General features: G+C 64.8%; 17 protein-coding genes and 1 tRNA gene. 11 read left to right on the forward strand and 7 right to left on the reverse strand.

Going from position 1 to position 19667, the window contains the following annotated elements; translation table 11 throughout:
• Positions 1-205: 205 nt before the first annotated feature.
• Together ACETPF_RS16255 and ACETPF_RS16260 are read left to right on the forward strand one after the other, a co-directional pair.
• Positions 206-958, forward strand: coding sequence for a helix-turn-helix transcriptional regulator (locus tag ACETPF_RS16255; RefSeq protein WP_373935602.1), 753 nt, complete (start codon positions 206-208; stop codon positions 956-958).
• Between the two features lie 319 nt (positions 959-1277).
• A complete protein-coding gene (locus ACETPF_RS16260) occupies positions 1278-1523 on the forward strand; it encodes a helix-turn-helix transcriptional regulator (RefSeq protein ID WP_373935603.1) in 246 nt (81 codons plus the stop codon).
• On the opposite strand, the gene ACETPF_RS16265 is transcribed toward ACETPF_RS16260, so the two are convergent.
• The 4 genes from ACETPF_RS16265 to ACETPF_RS16280 form a co-directional block, all read right to left on the reverse strand.
• Positions 1508-2818 (reverse strand): tyrosine-type recombinase/integrase, encoded by a 1311-nt coding sequence (locus ACETPF_RS16265; protein ID WP_373935604.1) that lies wholly within the window; start codon positions 2816-2818, stop codon positions 1508-1510. The genes ACETPF_RS16260 and ACETPF_RS16265 overlap by 16 nt on opposite strands.
• A 157-nt stretch (positions 2819-2975) precedes the next feature.
• Positions 2976-3051: transfer RNA gene (locus ACETPF_RS16270), tRNA-Ile, on the reverse strand.
• A gap of 30 nt (positions 3052-3081) precedes the next feature.
• Entirely contained in the window at positions 3082-4119 is a 1038-nt protein-coding gene (locus tag ACETPF_RS16275) for a polysaccharide deacetylase family protein (RefSeq protein WP_373935605.1), read from the reverse strand.
• Positions 4120-4155: 36 nt separating this feature from the next.
• On the reverse strand, positions 4156-5871 hold the full coding sequence (locus tag ACETPF_RS16280; protein WP_373935606.1) for a sensor histidine kinase: 1716 nt from the start codon (positions 5869-5871) through the stop codon (positions 4156-4158).
• A 166-nt stretch (positions 5872-6037) separates the two neighbouring features.
• Here ACETPF_RS16280 and ACETPF_RS16285 point away from each other — a divergent pair, with 166 nt between their 5' ends.
• Positions 6038-6511, forward strand: coding sequence for an Lrp/AsnC family transcriptional regulator (locus ACETPF_RS16285; protein WP_373935607.1), 474 nt, complete (start codon positions 6038-6040; stop codon positions 6509-6511).
• Here the strand turns inward: ACETPF_RS16285 and ACETPF_RS16290 are convergent, their stop codons facing one another.
• Positions 6512-7774: a tetratricopeptide repeat protein gene (locus ACETPF_RS16290; RefSeq protein ID WP_373935608.1), complete on the reverse strand. Its 1263-nt coding sequence runs from the start codon at positions 7772-7774 to the stop codon at positions 6512-6514.
• 89 nt (positions 7775-7863) lie between these two features.
• Positions 7864-9138, reverse strand: a complete 1275-nt coding sequence (locus ACETPF_RS16295) for a hypothetical protein (protein WP_373935609.1) — start codon at positions 9136-9138, stop codon at positions 7864-7866.
• Positions 9139-9416: 278 nt separating this feature from the next.
• Here ACETPF_RS16295 and gyrA point away from each other — a divergent pair, with 278 nt between their 5' ends.
• Positions 9417-12095, forward strand: a complete 2679-nt coding sequence (gene gyrA, locus ACETPF_RS16300; RefSeq protein WP_373935610.1) for a DNA gyrase subunit A — start codon at positions 9417-9419, stop codon at positions 12093-12095.
• Positions 12092-12439 carry a DUF952 domain-containing protein gene (locus ACETPF_RS16305; RefSeq protein WP_373935611.1) on the forward strand — a complete coding sequence of 116 codons (348 nt, stop codon included), beginning with the start codon at positions 12092-12094 and terminating at the stop codon, positions 12437-12439. The genes gyrA and ACETPF_RS16305 overlap by 4 nt, the downstream gene beginning before the upstream one ends.
• On the opposite strand, the gene ACETPF_RS16310 is transcribed toward ACETPF_RS16305, so the two are convergent.
• On the reverse strand, positions 12436-13548 hold the full coding sequence (locus tag ACETPF_RS16310) for a glycosyltransferase family 2 protein (RefSeq protein WP_373935612.1): 1113 nt from the start codon (positions 13546-13548) through the stop codon (positions 12436-12438). The two genes, ACETPF_RS16305 and ACETPF_RS16310, sit on opposite strands and share 4 nt — an antisense overlap.
• Before the next feature lie 48 nt (positions 13549-13596).
• Here ACETPF_RS16310 and ACETPF_RS16315 point away from each other — a divergent pair, with 48 nt between their 5' ends.
• The 6 genes from ACETPF_RS16315 (at position 13597) to ACETPF_RS16340 (ending at position 19665) form a co-directional block, all read left to right on the forward strand.
• Entirely contained in the window at positions 13597-14460 is an 864-nt protein-coding gene (locus ACETPF_RS16315) for a lysophospholipid acyltransferase family protein (RefSeq protein ID WP_373935613.1), read from the forward strand.
• 28 nt (positions 14461-14488) lie between these two features.
• Positions 14489-15130, forward strand: coding sequence for a phosphoribosylanthranilate isomerase (locus ACETPF_RS16320; RefSeq protein ID WP_373935614.1), 642 nt, complete (start codon positions 14489-14491; stop codon positions 15128-15130).
• Positions 15131-15226: 96 nt separating this feature from the next.
• On the forward strand, positions 15227-16468 hold the full coding sequence (trpB, locus tag ACETPF_RS16325; protein ID WP_373935615.1) for a tryptophan synthase subunit beta: 1242 nt from the start codon (positions 15227-15229) through the stop codon (positions 16466-16468).
• Between the two features lie 180 nt (positions 16469-16648).
• Complete coding sequence (gene trpA, locus ACETPF_RS16330) at positions 16649-17464, forward strand: tryptophan synthase subunit alpha (protein WP_373935616.1); 816 nt, start codon at positions 16649-16651, stop codon at positions 17462-17464.
• Complete coding sequence (gene accD, locus ACETPF_RS16335; RefSeq protein ID WP_373935617.1) at positions 17461-18312, forward strand: acetyl-CoA carboxylase, carboxyltransferase subunit beta; 852 nt, start codon at positions 17461-17463, stop codon at positions 18310-18312. Before trpA ends, accD begins: the two co-directional genes overlap by 4 nt.
• A gap of 24 nt (positions 18313-18336) precedes the next feature.
• Positions 18337-19665: a bifunctional folylpolyglutamate synthase/dihydrofolate synthase gene (locus tag ACETPF_RS16340; protein WP_373935618.1), complete on the forward strand. Its 1329-nt coding sequence runs from the start codon at positions 18337-18339 to the stop codon at positions 19663-19665.
• The last annotated feature ends 2 nt before the right edge of the window (positions 19666-19667 follow it).

Consider the following 19667-nt stretch of genomic DNA (forward strand, 5'->3'; position numbering starts at 1 on the left):
GCTCGTCGAGCAGCCCTGGCGCATCATGTCACTCGGACTGCGCCAATGGGCCCATGGGTTCTGATCAATGCACCTTGATATTACTCGCATCCGCATGGATAACTTGAGCGATTATGGGAACAAGGAGGCGACACCAATCCCTTGAATAGCTACGTAAAAGGGGAGGTCACCTGAGGGGTAACGCCCAACAGGAGATAGGTGACTTATGCTGTCTGTCCGTGATCTGGACGAATTCCTCCAGAGCTTCATGCGCGCGCGCGACGAAAGCCAACTACTCGAAGCGCTCGAGCGCGTCACCCGCACGCTTGGTTTCCGCCAATTCGCCATGGGGCATCATGTCGATCTTGGGCAGCCTCCTAACGATGCCATTCGGCTTTCTACCTATAACGCCGATTGGGTCCATCACATTTTAGAACGCCAATATTTCTTTGACGACCCAGTACATTCTGCCAGCATGAAGACGGTTGTGGGATTTCGTTGGAGCGACATCCCAAATATCATCAGACTAACTCCGCGTCAGAAGCAAATTCTAGCCGAGGCGGTGGCGTTTGGACTAGGGGAAGGGTTCACTGTTCCAGTCCATCTCCCAGGCGAGTACCAGGGAACCTGCTCCTTTGGTGCGCCGTCGCTGGAGAGGTTGAAAGGCAATGCATTGCCGATTGCGCAACTCTGTGGAAGCTTTGCGTTTGAGGCTGCTCGACGCATCATCAGACGGAACTCCGGCATCAATCTTCAGCCACCGCCCGTTCTCACCCCACGGCAGCACGAAGCAACCGTCCTCATCGGGCGGGGAAAAACGGATGAGGAGATTGGACAACTTATGCGCATATCTCGGGCAACGGCCCACGAGCATGTGGAAGGCGCACGGCGTGCCTATGGAAATGCCCAGCGGCCTTATCTCATCGTTCGAGCGCTATTCGACTGCCAGATAACCTTCGCTGATTTATTGCGACGGTAACAACTGGAAATGCGAACGAGGAACGGCGCGCCAGCGGGAGTGAGCGTCGGGCATTGGCACATATAGTATTCGTGGCGTGTCAGCTAGAATAAGCGCGTAACCGCACCTAATCTACTCTGGTTTTTCTGTCATTTTTGTCCATTGTTATATAACCGTTGTCGCGAGAAATGCGACATATCGCGAAAGTTATGCTGCATCGCTCGTCAGCATTTACCCGGCCGCGCCTCGGCAGCTGAACGTGGTGTGATGTTGCAGTGCCACTAAACCTGTGACAGAATAGTGTTGTGGCGGCCAGACCTTCGGATCGAGAAGGTTGTCTATGATCGAAGAGATTACCGGCGACGCCCCGTTGGGCGCGCACGCCATCAAGGATCGCAGAAAAGACCGGCTGCTCCGTACCAAGGCTGTGATCGAACGAACCGGTCTCTCATCAATGACGATCCGGCGCCGCGAGGCAGCGGGGACCTTTCCGAAGCGTAAGCGCATCGGTGTCTACAGCGTGGCCTGGTACGAGAGCGACATCGACGATTTCGTGGCGGACCCGCTCGGCTATCGGGCACCCTGAGGCAAAAGCCCTGCCGGGTCGAGCAGCCCTTCTGTAATTAGGTCCGCCCAGCTCTGGAGAAGGTCGCCACGCGGCTTGAGGTAGCGCGCTCTGTTGTAGGCCCATTCCGAGGCCGATACGCCGGGTGGGACATGCGAAAGGGTGATGTCGATGAGCATGCGATCGAGGTCGCGCTCAAGCTCCGCGGCGCGCTCGTTCATGATCGTCGAGAATGCGGATCGCCACCCGTGGGGAACCATGCGATTCTTGAACTTCCCGTGGGCCATCCGCTTGTACATGCCGCTGATAGCCGCGTCGGTCATTGGCTCGCGCCATGACTTCGCATGCGGAAAGAGAAGCTCGCTCGATCCCGACAGGACGCGAATGGCTCGGAGCACCGCAACAGCTTGTGTCGAGAGCGGAACGTCATGACCGAAGGCAGGATTGTCTTTGTCTTCGACGACCAGTTTCATTCGCTCGGCGGGGATTCGCCAGATCGGCTTCTTGCAGGGCGAATCGGGCCTGTCCCAGTCGATGCCTTCAAATTCGGTCCAGGGTGCGGTCCGCAGAACGCCTGTGCGCACGACGGTGAGCGCCAGCAGCCGTGACGCAAGTTTGATCAGAAGGCTCGAAGTGGACTTGTCGACGCATTGCTGAAGGTCGAGAAGCGCGGGCACGTTAGTCAAGGCAGGCTGACGTCGCCCGCGACGCGCCGGTTTCAAGGCACCTCTCAGCTCATCGATCTCGAGCAACATCGTCGCCGAGAGCAGTCTCTCGCCTTTCGCTTTGGCGAACACGGCGCGGATATATCCGCGCACGCGCTTGGCTGTCTCGATGGAGCCGCGTGCTTCAATCTTCTTGAGCACTCGCAGAACGTCGGTGGCCTCGATCTCGCTGATCGGCACATGCCCGAAGGCTGGATAGACGTCGCGCTCGAAGCGATGACGGACGCGCACGGCGTTTGCCTGGGACCAAAGGGGTTCATGTTCCTCAAGCCATTCGTCGCCGAGTTTGCGGAAGGTGGCCTGTGCGCCTCGAATGTCTTCCTGGCGTTGCCGCTTGCGCTCCCAGGAGGGATCCTTGCCGGCAAGCACGATTCGTCGGGCATCGTCACGCGCGAGTCGCGCCGCGGCGAGGCCGACCTCGGGGTAGCGGCCGAGGGTCAGCGTCTTTGGCAGCCCCTTGTGCCGATAGCGATAGTGCCAGGTTTTTGTGCCCCGCGGCGATATTTGGAGAGAAAGCCCATTGGCGTCGGTCAGATTGTAGCTGTCGGCCTTAGGCTTGGCGTTCTTCACCTCGTTGATATTCAGCGTCACTTTTACACACTTTCTGGCGCCGTTTACCCCCATTTTTACACACACGAGTCGTGATAGCCCTTGGGACCCTATGTTAGCATATGGTAGAACATTGGTCGGTAAGTCCTTCTTTTATAAGGACTTACCGATACCATATGTCACGAATGTGGTGAAGCGCTGGTGGGCCCGGCAGGACTCGAACCCGCAACCTAGCCGTTATGAGCGGCCAGCTCTAACCATTGAGCTACAGGCCCCACCCGTTGACGCTGACCGATTAGGCAGGCTCAGGCCGCTTTGCAAGCCATAGTGCGCGGCGGCACGGCGGCAAGAAGCTGATCGAGCCCGGCCGGCTCCACCCCGCGCCGCGCCAGATGGTTCAGCACCCTGTCCCACCAGTCATAAAAGCTGGTCAGATCACGCTCGTCGCGAACATAGGGCGTATGACCGGGAGCGAGCGTCGGCGAGTGAAAGCTGAAATTGAGGACGCGCACGCCTTCCTCGATCAGCGCGTCGATGGCTGCGATCGCCTCTTGCACGGGCACGCCTTCGGGCGTCAGCGGCACCCGGCTCAGCATCCTTGCGCGCGCCAATGCGCCCGCCAGTGGCCCCATCGTTTGCGCCCGGCGATAGAGGCGCTCGCCCCCACCGCGCAGCAACCCGACAAAGGCGGTGGACAGAGGCAGTTCCACCAGCGACCGCGTCGGCCCCGCCCAATAAGGGTTTTGCGGCAGCCCATGGAAATCCGGGCCATGCTGATGGCTGTAATCGAACCGGCTCCGCACCGACGTGTCGAGCCGGAAGCCCGCTGCCTCCAGCAGCCCCGCGCTGTTCGGCCCGACGCCGTAGCGCCCCGCGCGATAGGCGATCGGGCGGCGGCCGAACCGGGTCTCGATCCGTTGGCAGAGCGCCTCCAGCTTGGCGCGCTCGACCGCCTCGGGCAGGAACCCGACATAGCTGTTGGCGGCGTTCACCGCCTCGACATGGGGCGGATTGACCCATGGGTGGAGATGCGCGCCGATGTCCGCCGCGCCATCGGACAGCCACTGCCCCATCATGTCCGCCGCGCGATCATCATCGACGACGGGATAGTCGGTCACATAGACGGGTTTCACCCCCGCGGCCGCGAAATAGGCTTGGCCCCGCGCCATGCCTTCGATGGCGGTGACGCCATGTCCGGTGCGGCTGAACGGCGCATCCCAGTCGAACTCTTCCTCGGTGTCGACGAACAGCATGAAGCGCGTACCGAAGCCGGGATCGAGGACGATCCTGTCCTGCGGCAGCGGCGCGCGCAACAGATTGCCGTCATGATAGGGAAGCGTCATGCACATGGCCCTAAGCCGCAATGGTTGCGATAGGGTTTAGCCCTGCCCTACCCGCTCACCCGCAGTGCTGACCGCCGGCATGGCGAGGAGAAAACGCGCCGCGTCGATATCGAGGCTGCCGCCGCATGTCGCGGCGAGTCCCCTTATCAACCGCAGCGAAAAGCCGAGGCCCAGCAACGGCCCGTCCGCCCAATCGCCATCGCCCTGATAACCGGGATCGAGCAGTTCGGCCTCATCCAGACCTGCCAGCGTCGCCGGGCGGTCGATCGCCAGGATCACGCGCCCTGTTCCGCCATCGGGCTGGATCCAGCAGGCGCCGGTGACCGGTGTTCCCTCCGTCGCGACCGACACGGCGGTCCGGAGCAGATGCTGCACCATCCGCTCGCCCTGCACCGGATCGATCCGCACCTGCGGCAGGTCCGGCGCGATCGCGATGTCGATCGTCGCGCCGCCCTGTTCATGGAAGCGGCTCGCCACCTGAGTGACCAGCAGCGCGGGGTCGACCGGCTGCGCCGTGCCCGCGCCATCGCCGCGGCTGACCCTGGCGGCGAGATCGAGGTCGTCGAACGCGACCAGCAAGTGGCGGGCATCAAGCGCGATCTTGCCCGCCATTTCGCGATATTCCACCCCGGCGGGGCCGAACAACTCCTGCTCGATGATTTCGGCAAAGCCCAATATCGCGTTGAGCGGCGTCCGCAGTTCGTGCACCAGCTGTCGCAGCGAGTCGGCGGACAGGCCGGCGATCGCCATGGTGGCGGGGCGTGGCTCGCTCGCCACTTCATGCAGATAGGGGCGGCGCGCCTGCCCGCGATAGCCCTGGAACCGGCCCGATCGCGGATCGAAAAAGGGCGTCGCCGACACCCGCCATTCGCCAGCCATCGCCCCGCCAACGATGGTGAAGCGGCCATTCTGGAATCCGCTCCGCCGTGCGAAGGCGCCCGCGACATGACCGTCCGGCCCGCTGCCGCCTTCCAGCGCGGCATCGCCCAACGACAGGCCGATCAGCGCGGCACGCGGCCCCCGGTCGATCCAGAGGATCGTGCCGGCGGCGTCGGTCTCAAACGCGAAGGCCCGTGGCGCTGTGGCTGTGGGCGGCGGCGGGCTTTCCTCCGTCACAGGCGGCTTGCGGTTGCTGGTGAAGCGCGCGATGCGATCGACGAGATTGCGGATCTGGTCTTCGCCACCGGCTGCCGGAAGTGGCTCCGCCACGTCAGGGATGGTCGCCGCATCGACCTCCGCCATCTCTGGCGTCAGGAGCATGTCCGGCTCGCCCATCATGTCGGCGCGCACCGTCGTCAGCACCAGATCATGCGCCCCGAACGCTTCGAGCGCCTGGCGGGTCGCTGGCCCCGTATCGCGCCGGCCGCGCAGCACGCCGCGCGCGGTCGGGGTGAGGTGCGGCAGCAGCGTGACCCAGGCGGCGTCGGGGAGCTGCGCCCGCGCCATCGCCGCCGCCGCAATCGACGGGCGATCATGGGCAAAGAAGCGCACGAGCGCAGGCGAACGGAGCCGGCTGCCTAGCTCGACGACGCTCGCGATCCGCTGCGTCTCGGAAAGGCGCGGCTGGAGCGCCTTCAGCCGGTCCAGCAGCGCGTCACGCTCCTCCGCGCCCATTCCCGGCCGGTCCGCGCGGTCGCGTTGCGCCAGCAAATCCGCGCATTGCCGCCACAACGTCACCGCGCTCAGCCCGGCGCGATCGTCCGCCGCCAGCACCGTCTGCATGAGATCGTCGAAGCGCACCAAAATCCCCATAGCACCGCGGCCCAAGCCCGGCTTCACTACCGATAGGGCCAGTCGCCGCAAAGGGGAAGGGCCGTCCGCTGCGAACGAAAGCGATCGTCGCATAGTGGGACAATTGCATTGGCCTGAAATATTATTATTATGGTCGGCATCAACAGGACAGGAAATAATCACTTCGATGGCCGGCCCCAATATCGACGATATCGACCTGCAAATTCTGGGGGAATTGCAGGAAAACGGCAGGATGACCAATGTCGACCTGGCGCGTAAAGTGGGGCTGACGGCGCCGCCCTGCCTGCGCCGCGTGCGCGCGCTGGAGGAAGCGGGCGCGATCACAGCCTATCATGCGGTGGTCGATCCAGCGATGCTGGGCTACACCATCACCGTGTTCGCGATGGTCAGCCTCAAGAGCCAGGCGGAGGCCGACCTGAAAGCGTTTCAGGATCATGTCGCCGCGCTGCCCGAAGTGCGCGAATGCCATATGCTGAACGGCGAAATCGACTTCATTCTAAAGGTCGTGGCGCGGGATTTGCAGAGTTTTCAGCAGTTCCTGACGTCGAAGCTGACGCCGGCGCCCAATGTCGTGAGCGTCAAGACGTCCCTCACCATTCGCACGTCCAAAAATCTGCCGGGCGTCCCGCTCCCGGTGTGATCAGGTCGCAGGTGGCGTCTTGAGGCCCGCGCTCTGGCTGCGATGGTCCACCCAGATCGACCAGAAACCCGCGACCCCGATCCACTTGCCGCCGGCCTGCGCCAGCGTCGCCTGGGCGTTGGCAAGGTCGCCCGACCGCGCGAGCGCCACGCCAAGCCGGGCGTTGGCGCGATCGGCATCGACCCCGCCCTTTGCCAGCGCGATGCGGTAGAGTTCGGCGGCCTTGGGAAACTGGCTCATGGAGAAATAACTGTCGGCCGCCGCCAGCGCCGTCTTGCCGTTGGCCGATGTCAACGCCTTGGCCGCGTCCGTCTTGAGGGCCGTGATTTCCTTGACCGCCTTGGGCGCCACCGATTTGAGCAACTGGGTCGTCGTCGGCTGCGTCGGAGTCAGCTTGCCAGCGGCGCGCCCGGCTTCGATGATCGCCTTGGCCTCGGCATAATAGCCGGACTTTTCGGCGGCCTGGGCGTAGTTTTGATAATCCCGCTCGCTCGCCATCGCGCCATTAGCGGCCTGCAGCCGATAGAGATCGAGCTGCAATTGCGGTTCGATCGCCGCCGCCGCCTGATAGTTGACGAGGGCGGTGCGCCACTCCTCCCGATTGTCCATCTGCGCGAGCCGCTCGCGATAGAGCTGCCCGAGTTCGGTCCAGTCGCCCGCCTGATACGCCATCGAAATCGCGCGATCGCTCCAAGCCGCCGGAACGGCTTTCCCTTCCGCCTTCTGCTGCGCGATGGCGGCCTGCACATAGGGGCGCGCATCCTTGGGCTTGTTGCGACGGAGCGCGATGTCGGCGCGCAGCATCGTCGCGTCGACACCCTGATAGCCAAGCGCGCGGGCCGTATCGAGCTCAGCGGTCGCGTCATCATATTTGCCGGCAAGGAAGGCGAGATAGGCCGCGACGTACCGAAGCCGCGGCGCCTGTGCGCGTGGCAGGGCGCTGGTCTTGAACAGGTCGGTCAACGCCAGTCGCTGGGCCGGCACATCGCTTCGCAACAGGGCGAGCTGAAAGCGCATGCTGGCAGCGATATAGGATTCAAAGTCGTTGCTCGGCATCAGCGCCGAGACACGCGGGCCGGCAGCCGAGGCATCGCGCGCCTTCAACGCCGCGTCGGCCGCCTGCGCATTGGCGCGGAAGCTGTCCGACATGAGGATAGGCGGGCCGACGTCGGGCGCCTTCTTCTTGGCGAGCGCGGGCGCAGGGAGCAAAGCGACCGACACGGCCAGCAGCGGCAGGCGAACCAGATTTAAACGACTGAGCATGGCCGGAAAAGGCCCTCCCCGCAGGCGAGTTATCATTTTGTTACGCCCGTGCCGCTGCCGTTTTACCGGCGGCGGCGCGGACTTTCACCTTAAGCGCCCTTGGTGCCGAGATAGGCAATCCAGAGGCCCGCGACCTGCTTGCGCGATCCGCCCTGCACCGCCTCGAAAGCCGCCTTCGCGCCGGCCGCGTCGCCACCCAGCGTCTTGGCGATGCCCAGACGGGTGTTGACTTCGTCTGCGTCCACCCCGCCCTTCTGCTTGGCGAGTTCGAACATCGCCGCCGCCTTGGCATAGTCGCCATAGCCGAGATAGGCGTCGCCGGTCGCCGCCGCGATCTTGCCATTGGCGGCCTTCTGGGCGTCCGCGGCGGCCGAGCCGAGCGAGCTTTGATCCGCCGCGATCTTGCTGGTTGCCGCCTGATAGAGGTCGGCACCCTGCGAAGCGTTCAGTACACCTTTCGCCCGGCCCTTGTCGATCACCGACTTGACCTCGCCAAAGATACCGGTCTTGGACGCCATTTCCGCATATTCGGCATAGTCGGCGGCGATGACGAGGCCGTCCGATGCACCGAGCAGGCGCAGCACGTCCAGATTTTCGCGGTTGGAGATGGTGGGATTGGCGCGCTGGAACAGGCGAACGAGCGTGCGGAGATTCTGGCCGCTGGGTTCAGCCTGGTATGCCATCTTCGCCCACTCGGTCACGTCAGGCAGCTTCGCGGCTTCGGCCCGGCCGACACCGATCTGATACCATTGCGCCGGAACCTGCTGCCCGGCCGCCTTCATGGCATCAGCCGCTGCCTTGAGCGCCGCCAATCCCTGCTGGGTGAAGCCCCGCGCCGGCTCGGCGGATGCGTTGGTCGTGCCCGCCTTGCCGAAATAGGCCTGCGCGATGGTGGGCTGAACCGCCTCTGCTTTGTACCCGACCGCCAGCGCGGCCTGGCCGCGCTGGATTGCGACATCGTAATTCTTTGCCTGAAGCGCCTGATCGGCCGCGATGGCATTGAACTGGCCGGCCTGCTCGGGAGGGGTCAGGCCGCTGTCGAGCATCTGATTCAGCGCCTCGGTCTGAAGCGCTGCATCCTTGGAGCTGATCGACAGATTGAGCTTGATCGCGCCGATCTGATATTTGTCGTCGTTCGACTTCGCTTTGCTGTCTGCGTCGGCGATTGCCGTCTTGGCACCCGCGAAATCCTGGGCCTCCGTTGCCTTCTGGGCGGCCTGGAGCGACTTTATGACCTCGGGCGACACGTTCAGCTTCGGCCCGGCCTTCTTCTCTTCCTTCTTCGCGGCAAAGGCGGGGGCCGAAACCGCTCCGCCCGTCAGCGCCAGAGCCAGCGCAAGCGCCACCGGGGTAACAAAACGCATGATCCTCATCTCCTCTGCGCCAGAATGGGGACTCCGGCGGCCTTGTCTGCTGTTGAGCGCCGGTTAGGGGACGGCGCGTGAACGGCCATTGAACAAGCCTAATTCCGCGCGCTTTGCAACTCTTATGCACCCGCTTTCGTTCCGGCCGCGATCCCATTGCGCCCGCACGCCCCTTTGGCTGCACGCGCAGGCGCGCGCGTGCGCGCGAGGGGTGACAGAATTGTTTCGCTCGGCTAGGGCTGTGCGACCGACCCGAACCATCCAAAAAGAGAATCGCTTTGACCGACGAGACCGTCCTCGCCGACCCTTCGGACATCAGCCCCATCTCCATCGTCGAGGAGATGAAGACCAGCTATCTCGACTATGCCATGTCCGTCATCGTCGCCCGCGCCCTGCCGGACGTGCGCGACGGATTGAAGCCGGTCCATCGCCGCATTCTCTTCTCCGCCCAGGAATCCGGGTTCGTCTACAACCGCCCCTACCGCAAGTCCGCCCGCCTCGTCGGCGAGGTGATGGGTAAATATCACCCGCACGGCGACAGCTCGATCTACGACGCCTTGGCGCGCATGACTCAGGACTGGTCGATGCGCGTGCCGCTGATCGACGGTCAGGGCAATTTCGGATCGATGGACCCCGATCCGCCGGCGGCCATGCGCTACACCGAGGCGCGCCTGGCGAAGGTCGCGAACGCCCTGCTGGAAGATCTCGACAAGGACACGGTCGACTTCACCCCCAACTATGACGCGTCGGAAAGCGAACCGCAGGTGCTGCCGGCGCGCTTCCCCAACCTGCTGGTCAACGGCGCGGGCGGCATCGCGGTCGGCATGGCGACCAACATCCCGCCGCACAATCTGGGCGAAGTGCTGCGCGCTTGCCTTGCCTATATCGACAATCCCGGCATCACCACCGACGACCTGATCCAGATCGTCCCCGGCCCCGATTTTCCGACCGCGCCGCTGATCCTGGGCCAGTCGGGCGCGCGCAGCGCCTATCATACCGGGCGCGGCTCGATCATGATGCGGTCGCGCCATGTGATTGAGGAAGGACGCGGCGACCGCCAGTCGATCGTGCTGACCGCAATCCCCTATCAGGTCGGCAAGTCGGGCCTTGTGGAGAAGATCGCCGAAGCCGCCAAGGACAAGCGGATCGAGGGCATCAGCGACATTCGCGACGAATCGAGCCGCGAAGGCGTGCGGATCGTCATGGACCTGAAGCGCGACGCGACACCGGAAGTCGTGCTCAACCAGCTATGGCGCAACACGCCGGCGCAATCGAGCTTCCCCGCCAACATGCTCGCCATCCGTGGGGGCCGGCCCGAACTGCTCGGCCTGCGCGAGATCATCGAAGCGTTCGTCCGCTTCCGTGAGGAGGTCATCACCCGGCGGACCAAATATGAGCTGGCAAAGGCGCGGGACCGCGCGCACATCTTGCTCGGCCTGGTGGTCGCTGTCAGCAATCTCGATGAAGTGGTGCGGATCATCCGTGGGTCGGGCAGCCCCGCCGAAGCGCGCGAGGCGCTGCTGGCGCGCGAATGGCCGATCGGCGAAATCGCGCCTTATCTGAAGCTGGTCGAGGCGATCGAGACCGAAGTCACCGGCGAAAGCTACCAGCTATCCGACATTCAGGTCCGGGCGATCCTCGACCTGCGCCTGCATCGCCTGACCGCGCTCGGCCGCGACGAGATCGGCAAGGAACTGGCCGAACTGGCGGAAGCCATCACCGAATATCTCGCCATCCTCGCCGACAGGCGCAAGCTCTACGCCGTGATGCGCGAGGAGTTTGAGGCGATCGAGCGCGAATTCGCGACCCCGCGCCTGTCGGAGATCACCGCCGCCGCCGACGGAATCGAGGACGAGGATCTGATCGAGCGTGAGGACATGGTCGTCACCGTGACCATGCAGGGCTATATCAAGCGCACCCCGCTCGACACCTTCCGGGCCCAGGCGCGCGGCGGCAAGGGCCGCTCGGGCATGGCGACGAAGGACGAGGACGCCGTCACCGAATTGTTCGTGACCTCGACCCATACGCCGGTGCTGTTCTTCTCGACCGCCGGCAAGGTGTATCGCCTCAAGGTCTGGCGCCTGCCAGAGGGCGGCCCGGCCACGCGCGGGCGGCCGATGGTCAACCTGCTGCCGCTGGGGCCGGGCGAGACGATTTCCACCGTCCTCCCGCTGCCGGAGGACGAGGCGGAGTGGGCCAAGCTCCACGTCATGTTCGCCACCGCCAAAGGCTCGGTCCGCCGCAACAGCATGGACGCGTTTGCCAACGTGCCGTCGAACGGCAAGATTGCGATGAAGTTCGAGGGCGAGGATGAGGACGACCGGCTGATCGGCGTCGCCCTGCTCGACGAAAGCGACGATGTTCTGCTCGCCACGCGGCAGGGCAAGGCGATCCGCTTCCAGGCGGAGGATGTGCGGGAATTCCAGAGCCGCAACTCGACTGGCGTGCGCGGCATGAAGCTGGCCGCCGGGGATGAGGTGATCTCGCTTTCCGTCCTCCACCGCTCCGGCGCGGACGCCGAACAGCGCGAGGAATATCTGCGCTTCGCCCCATGGAAGCCGGAAAAGGACGGCGAAATGCAGGACCGCGAAATGTTCGCGCATATGCAGGAAGCCGAGCAGTTCATCCTCACCGTCTGCGCCAACGGCTATGGCAAGCTGTCGTCAGCCTATGAATATCGCCGCACCGGGCGCGGCGGTCAGGGCATCACCAATATCGACAATATCGGCCGCAACGGGCCGGTCGTCGCCAGCTTCCCCGCGACCCGCGCCGACCAGCTCATGCTCGTCACCGATCAGGCCAAGCTCATTCGCATGGGCCTCGATTCCCTGCGGGTTATCGGCCGCAACTCGGCGGGCGTGCGCCTGTTCAACGTCGCCGACGATGAGCATGTGGTCAGCGCCGCGAAGATCGAGGAAAGCGAAGCGGACAGCGATCTGGACAGCTCTGAGGCGTGAATGATCTCTTCGCCTATAAGGTGCTGACCGCCGATCAGTTCGCGCAATTCAAGGACGACGGGGTGTTCAAAGGTGCGCCCGTCGATCTGGCGGACGGCTACATCCACATGTCCACGCGCGATCAGGCGGCGGAGACGGTGGCGAAGCATTTTGCGGGGCAGGATCGGCTCGTCATGCTGATGATCGACCTCGCCCCGTTCGGCGATGCGGTGAGATGGGAGGTTTCGCGCGGCGGCGCGCTCTTCCCGCACCTTTATGGCGACCTGCCGATGAGCGCGGTCGCGGGCAAGGTGGTGCTGCGGATCGGCGAGGACGGACGGCACCTGTTTCCGGCGGGGTTTTAGGGGGTGGCGCGAGTCATTCGCACCACCCTGCCCCGCCTGACCACATAATCCCACCCGCCCCAGCGGATGCGGTTTGATGTTGCAGCAGCGACCTGCATTGCCAAATGCGCCCAGGTGACGAGGAAGGGTGCTGCCATATCCCATATCAGCGAGCGCCGCGCCTTCGCGGCCTGAGCCGACTCCGCCACGCCTGCGATAATTTGCCGCCGCACCAGCGCCCTGCCCCACGCCGCGCCATAGCCGATCGCGATTGCCGGCCAGCCGCCCCAGCCCAGCGCCCATAGCCAACCCGCCGACTGGACCGCGACCACGGTCGTCGCCAGTCCCCACATGCCGATGCTGTTGGTGACGATATGCCGATATTGCCGCACGCCAAAGCCGATCAGGCCGCGCGCGTCGCCTGCGAGCGGGCTTGCCACCAGCAAATCACGCACCGGGCGAAGCCGCAGTTTCGCGCGCCAGCCGGCAAGCCCGATCGCCATGTCGTCAGAGAGGCGACCGGCCAGCACGGAGTGCAAGTCCAGTCGATCGGCAACAGCGCGACTCATCGCCATCGAACCGCCCCAGGGCATCGTTGCACTAGCGAAACGAGGCAGGGTCGCGAGCTGCATCTCCACCGCGCCGACCAGCGCAGCCACCGCGCCGCCTTCGGGCAGCAGCATCCGGTAACCAGTGGCAATGTCCGCCTTGCCGCGCACCAGCGGGAACAATAGCCGACCGATCAGCCGCGGCGGCGGTTCGATATCAGCGTCGATGAAGACCAGCCATTTATCCTCGGGCCGCAACGCGCCCAGCGCGGCGCGCAGCTTGTGGACCTTCTGGCCTTCGTCCGTCGCGATGCCGGCCGCGACCACCTGCACGCCCTCCTCCTCCTCCAGCGCCACCGCAGCAGGGCAATTCCCCGATGTCGCGATCAGCAGCCGAAAGGGCGCGCTCTGCGCCTTCAGGCGCGCCATCATGTCCGGCCCGCCGTCCCAGTCATCGCGCACGCTGAGGATCACCACCGTACCGTACGGCGCCTCCTCCTTCCGGTCTCTGGGCAGATGCCGCCAATAATTGAGGACGCCGATCAGCGTCAGCGCCTGTAGCAGCAGCCATAGCCAGATCATGCCCGCGCCTCTTTACCGTCCCGACTGCTCCTGTATGACGCTCGGGCGATGCTCTCCAACCCCTTTCTCTTCTGGTTGCTCAGATGGTTGCCTGCGCCGATCGCGTCCTGGCTAGGCGGATTCCTGTCGCTGCGCCTCGCCCGTCCCCACATGAAGCTGCGCGACGCCCGCGCCCGCGCCAATCTCGCCATCCTGCGCCCGGACCTGCCCGAAGCCGAACGCGAGGCGATGCTGACCCGGCGCTGGATCAATATCGGCCGCACCATGGGCGAACTCGCCAATATCGACCGGCTGGTGAACGACGCGCATGTGCGGGTGATCGACAAGCCAGGATATCAGGCGGTTCTCGACGGCCCCGGCCCGATGATCGCCTTCACCTGCCACCTCGGCAACTGGGATTTGCTCGCCGCGCATATCAAATGGTCGACCGACCGGCCGGGCCTTGGCGTCTATGAAGACCCCGACGACCCGAAGATCGCCGCGCAACTGAAGAAAGCGCGATCCAGTTATATGGGCGAGGCGATCGGCGGCGAGGGCGCGGCGCGCGGGGTGCTCAAGCATCTGACGCAGAAGGACCGCGCCACGCTCTACATCCTCGCGGACGAGCGGCGCGATCTTCAGGTCTGGTTCCCGACCTTCGGCCGCCCGCTCGAACCCTCAGGCAATCTCTCGATCGCGCTGCGGCTGGCGCGCAAGGTCGGCGCGCAGTTCCTGCCCTTCCATCTCGTCCGCACCGGCGGGCCGCATTTCGACCTGCACTGGCATCCGCCGCTCGACCCGAAAGCGATGAGCGACGCGGAGATAGTGGCCGCGCTCGACAAATTTCTTGGCGCCGCCTGCATCGCCCATGCCGACGAATGGCTCGCGCTGCACGACATGGACCTGACCGCACCCGGCCATCATGTGACTTGAGCCGCTTTCCCCGCTACAGCGCCGTCCCATGTCCCGACTCGCCATCAAGATGTGCGGCCTTTCGACGCCGGAAACCGTCGGCGCGGCAGTGCGAGCGGGGGCGAGCCATCTCGGCTTCGTGCATTTCCCCAAAAGCCCGCGCCATGTCGAACCGGACCAGATCAGGGCACTGGCGACCCCCGTTCCCGATCATGTCGGGCGGGTCGCGGTGCTCGTCGATGCCGATGACGACCAGATCGCCCGCCTCGTGTGCACCGGCGCGCTGACGGCTTTGCAGCTTCACGGGAAGGAAAGTCCAGAGCGCGTCGCAGCCGTTCGCCAGCGCTTCGACCTGCCGGTGTGGAAGGCGATCTCGGTCAAGACCCGCGCCGACATCGACGGGGCGATCGCCTACGCCGACGCGGCGGACCTGCTGCTGTTCGACGCGAAGACGCCCGAGGGCACGCTGCCCGGCGGCATGGGGATACGCTTCGACTGGACATTGCTCCGGGATGCCAGTCCAGCCCTGCCCTGGGGCCTGTCGGGCGGCCTCTCCGCCGCCAATGCGTGCGAGGCGATCCGCCTGATCGCCGCCCCGCTGATCGATGTCTCTTCGGGCATAGAGGATGCGCCAGGCATCAAGAGTGTGGACAAAATCATGGCCTTCTGCAAAGCGGTGAGCGCATGTTGACGCCGATGTCTCGCCGCGCGCGTATCGAAGGACGATGGCGCTGATCGCTTGCCACCAAGCGAACGCCCAGACATGTCCTTTCAGAAAGCCCGATCCATGACCGACACCATAAATTTGCCCAACAGCTTGAGAAGCCAGCCCGACGCCAGCGGCCATTTCGGTGCGTTCGGCGGTCGTTATGTGGCCGAAACCCTCATGCCGCTGATCCTGGAACTGGAGAAGGTTTACCAGGCGGCGAAGGCCGATCCGGCGTTCGACGAAGAGATGGCCGAATTGCTCCGCACCTATGTCGGTCGCCCCAACCCGCTTTATTATGCCGGCCGCCTGACTGAAGCGCTGCGAGCGACGGCTCCAGAGGGCAAGGGCGCGAAAATCTACCTGAAGCGCGAGGAATTGAACCACACCGGCGCGCACAAGATCAACAATTGTATCGGCCAGGCGCTGCTCGCCCGGCGCATGGGCAAGAAGAAGGTGATCGCCGAGACCGGCGCCGGCCAGCATGGCGTCGCCACTGCGACGGTGGCGGCGCTATTCGGCCTGGAATGCAAGATCTTCATGGGCGCGAAGGATGTCGAGCGGCAAAAGCCCAACGTGTTTCGCATGAAGCTGCTGGGCGCGGAGGTGGTGCCGGTCCATTCGGGCTCCGCAACGCTCAAGGATTCGATGAACGACGCGCTGCGCCATTGGGTGTCGAACGTCCACGACACCTTCTACATCATCGGCACGGCGGCAGGGCCACACCCCTACCCGGAACTGGTCCGCGATTTCCAATCGGTGATCGGCCAGGAAACCCGCACGCAGATGCTGGAGGCGGAAGGCCGCCTGCCCGACCTGCTGATCGCGCCGGTGGGCGGCGGCTCCAACGCCATCGGCATGTTCCACCCCTTCCTCGATGACCCCGAAGTCGCGATGATCGGCGTCGAGGCGGCGGGCGAGGGTCTGGACAAGAAGCACGCCGCGTCGCTAGCCGGCGGCGCATCGGGCATCCTGCACGGCAACCGCACCTACCTCCTCCAGGACGAAGACGGCCAGATCACCGAGGCGCACAGCATTTCGGCGGGCCTCGACTATCCCGGCATTGGCCCCGAACATAGCTGGCTGCACGAGATCGGGCGCGTGAAATATATGCCGATCCGGGATGACGAGGCGCTGGAAAGCTTCCAGACCCTCTCCCGCCTGGAAGGCATCATCCCTGCGCTGGAATCCGCGCACGCCGTCGCCGCTGCCGAGCAGGTCGCGCCAACGATGGACGCGGACCAGATCATCGTCATCAACCTGTCGGGCCGGGGCGACAAGGATATCTTCACCGTGGCAGACGCGCTGGGAGTGGAGATGTGACGTTCAAGCCTCGAAAGGGCTTGTTAACCGCTACGATCGGATTTCCGATATTCCTCACGGCGCGATTTGTATTGGAAGCTGTGATGGGTAGAACATCCGAGATGCAGCATAATCTGCTATGGGCTGGTGCAATGGCAATGACCTTCGGCCTGATCGCGACGTTTCAACGAGACAAAGTAAATGACTGACCGCCTCTACACCCGCTTCGCCGCCTGCAAGGCGCAGGGCCGCGCGGCGCTCATCACCTTCGTCACCGGGGGCGATCCCGATGTGGCGTCATCGGCTGCGATCCTCGACGCGCTGGTCGAGGGCGGCGCGGACATCATCGAGTTGGGGATGCCCTTCACCGATCCGATGGCCGATGGCCCCGCGATCGAGCTTGCCAACCTGCGCAGCCTGGGGTCGGGCACGAAGACGAAGGACATCTTCGCCATCGCCGCCGATTTCCGCGCGCGCCATCCCGACACGCCGCTCATTCTGATGGGCTATGCCAACCCGATGCTCGCGCGCGGCGCGGACTGGTTCGCCGATCAGTGCAAGGCCGCGGGCGTAGACGGCGTCATCTGCGTCGATGTTCCGCCCGAGGAGGATGCCGAGATCGGCCCCGCCTTGCGCGCGGCGGACGTCCACCTCGTCCGGCTTGCCACGCCGACGACCGACGCCGCCCGCCTGCCGGCCGTCCTGGATGGCGCAAGTGGCTTCCTCTACCATGTCGCCGTCGCCGGCATCACCGGCAAGCAGCAGGCGGCGCAGGCGTCGATCGAGCTGGCGGTCGGCCGCCTCAAGGCCTCCACCGACCTGCCGATCGCCGTCGGCTTCGGCGTCCGCACGCCTGAGCAGGCCGCCGCCATCGGTCGTGTCGCCGATGGCGTCGTCGTCGGTTCAGCCATTGTCGATATCGTCGGCAGCCATGGCGACGCCGCCGCGCCCTTCGTCCGCGAATTCGTCGCGTCGCTCAGCAACGCGCTCACCCGAACCCAGGAGCCCGCCGCATGAGCTGGATCAACCGCGTTCGCAACGCCATCCCCTTCATCGCGAAGAAGGAAACCACGGCCGAGACGCTGTGGCACAAATGCCCGTCCTGCGCGGAGATGATCTTCATCAAGGAATGGGAGGAGAATCTCTCTGTCTGCCCGCGCTGCGACCATCATGGCCGCATTGGACCGAACGAGCGCTTCGAGCAGATATTGGACGCCGGCTTCATCCTGCTGCCGACCCCGGCGGTACAGGAAGACCCCCTCAAGTTCCGCGATTCTAAACGCTATCCCGACCGGATCAAGGCGGCCCGGCAGGCGACCGGAGACCAGGACGCGCTGATCAACGCGCGCGGCGCCATCGACGACGTGCCGCTGGTGATGGGCGTGCAGAATTTCGCCTTCATGGGCGGCTCGATGGGCATGGGCGTCGGCGCGGCCTTCATTCAGGGCGTAAACGACGCGATCGCGCATAAATGCCCCTATGTCATCTTCACCGCCGCTGGCGGCGCGCGAATGCAGGAGGGCATCCTGTCCCTCATGCAGATGCCGCGCGCGACCGTTGCGATCCAGAAGCTGCACACGGCGGGCCTGCCCTATATCGTCGTGCTGACCGATCCGACCACCGGAGGCGTCACCGCAAGCTACGCCATGCTCGGCGACATCCAGATCGCCGAACCCAATGCGTTGATCGGCTTTGCGGGCCAGCGCGTGATCGAAAGCACCATTCGCGAAAAGCTGCCCGACGGGTTCCAGCGCGCCGAATATCTGCTGGAGCACGGTATGCTCGACATGGTCGTGCATCGCCGCGACCTGCGCGACACGCTGGCGCGGATCATCGGCTATCTGGCGCCGCGCGCCGCCGCCTGACCCGCCGCGAAGGGGAACAGCGCCGTGCCGGATCATGCCGTTTCCGACGACCCGGACGTGCAGGCGCAACTCGACCGGCTTTGGTCGCTCTCGCCCGGCGCGGACATATTGGGGCTTGAGCGGATCACGCGGCTGCTGGAGCGGCTGGGCGATCCGCACCGCGCTTTGCCCCCGGTCTTCCACGTTGCCGGCACCAACGGCAAGGGATCGACCTGCGCCTTCCTGCGCGCCGCAATGGAGGCGGACGGCAAGAGCGTGCACGTCTTCACCTCGCCCCACCTCGTCCGCTTCAACGAACGCATTCGGATCGCCGGCAAGCTGATCGAGGACGCGCAACTCGCCCGTTATCTCGCACGGGTGCTCGACATAGCGGAAGGCGTAAACGCCAGCTTCTTCGAGGTGACGACCGCCGCCGCCTTCCTCGCCTTCGCCGAGCATCCGGCTGACGCCTGCATCATCGAGGTGGGGCTTGGCGGGCGGCTGGACGCGACCAATATCATCGCTGATCCCGTGATATGCGGCATCGCGCAACTCGGCATCGACCATCAAGCGTTTCTGGGCGACACGCTGGAACAGATCGCCGCCGAAAAAGCCGGCATCGCCAAAGCGGGTGCGCCCTTGGTGACGCAGCGCTATCCGAATGGTCTTCACCCCATCATCGCCGACGCGGCGGGGCGCGCCGGCACGATATGGATCGGCCAGGGCGAAGGGTGGGACGGCGCGGCCTATCGCGATCGGCTTCATTACCGCGACACCCATGGCCGGCTGGAAACGCCCCTGCCCCGGCTCGCCGGCGCGCATCAGGTACAGAATGCTGCCCTCGCCTTCGCAATGCTGCGACACCAGCAGGCGGTGTCCTTGCCTGAGGCCGCGCTCAAGGCCGCACCGCTTTGGGCGCATTGGCCGGCGCGGCTGCAACGGCTGGAGCGCGGGCCCTTGCTTGCCCCGCTGCCGGATGGCGCGGAGGCATGGCTGGACGGTGGGCATAATGAATCGGCGGGCAAGGCGATCAGTGACTGGTTCACCGCCGACAGGCTGGCGGGCCAGTCCTTGCACCTCGTCATCGGCATGCTGTCGAACAAGGACGCGGACCGCTTCCTGGCGCCCTTCGCCGGCAAGATCGCGCACATCCATGCCCTGCCGGTGCCGGGGCATGAGCATCATCCGCCCGAGCGTTTTGCCGCCATCGCCGCGCGATGGGGCATCGGCTGCACCGCGCATGACGGGCCGGAGGGCGCGGTGCGCGCCATCGCCGCGATGATGGTTGACGAAGCGCGCCCCAAGCTGCTGATCGCCGGCTCCCTTTATCTCGCTGGCGAAGTGCTGCGGCTCAACGGGCAGTTTCCCGACTGATT

It is taken from the genome of Sphingobium agrisoli, from assembly GCF_041877245.1.
GTDB lineage: Bacteria > Pseudomonadota > Alphaproteobacteria > Sphingomonadales > Sphingomonadaceae > Sphingobium.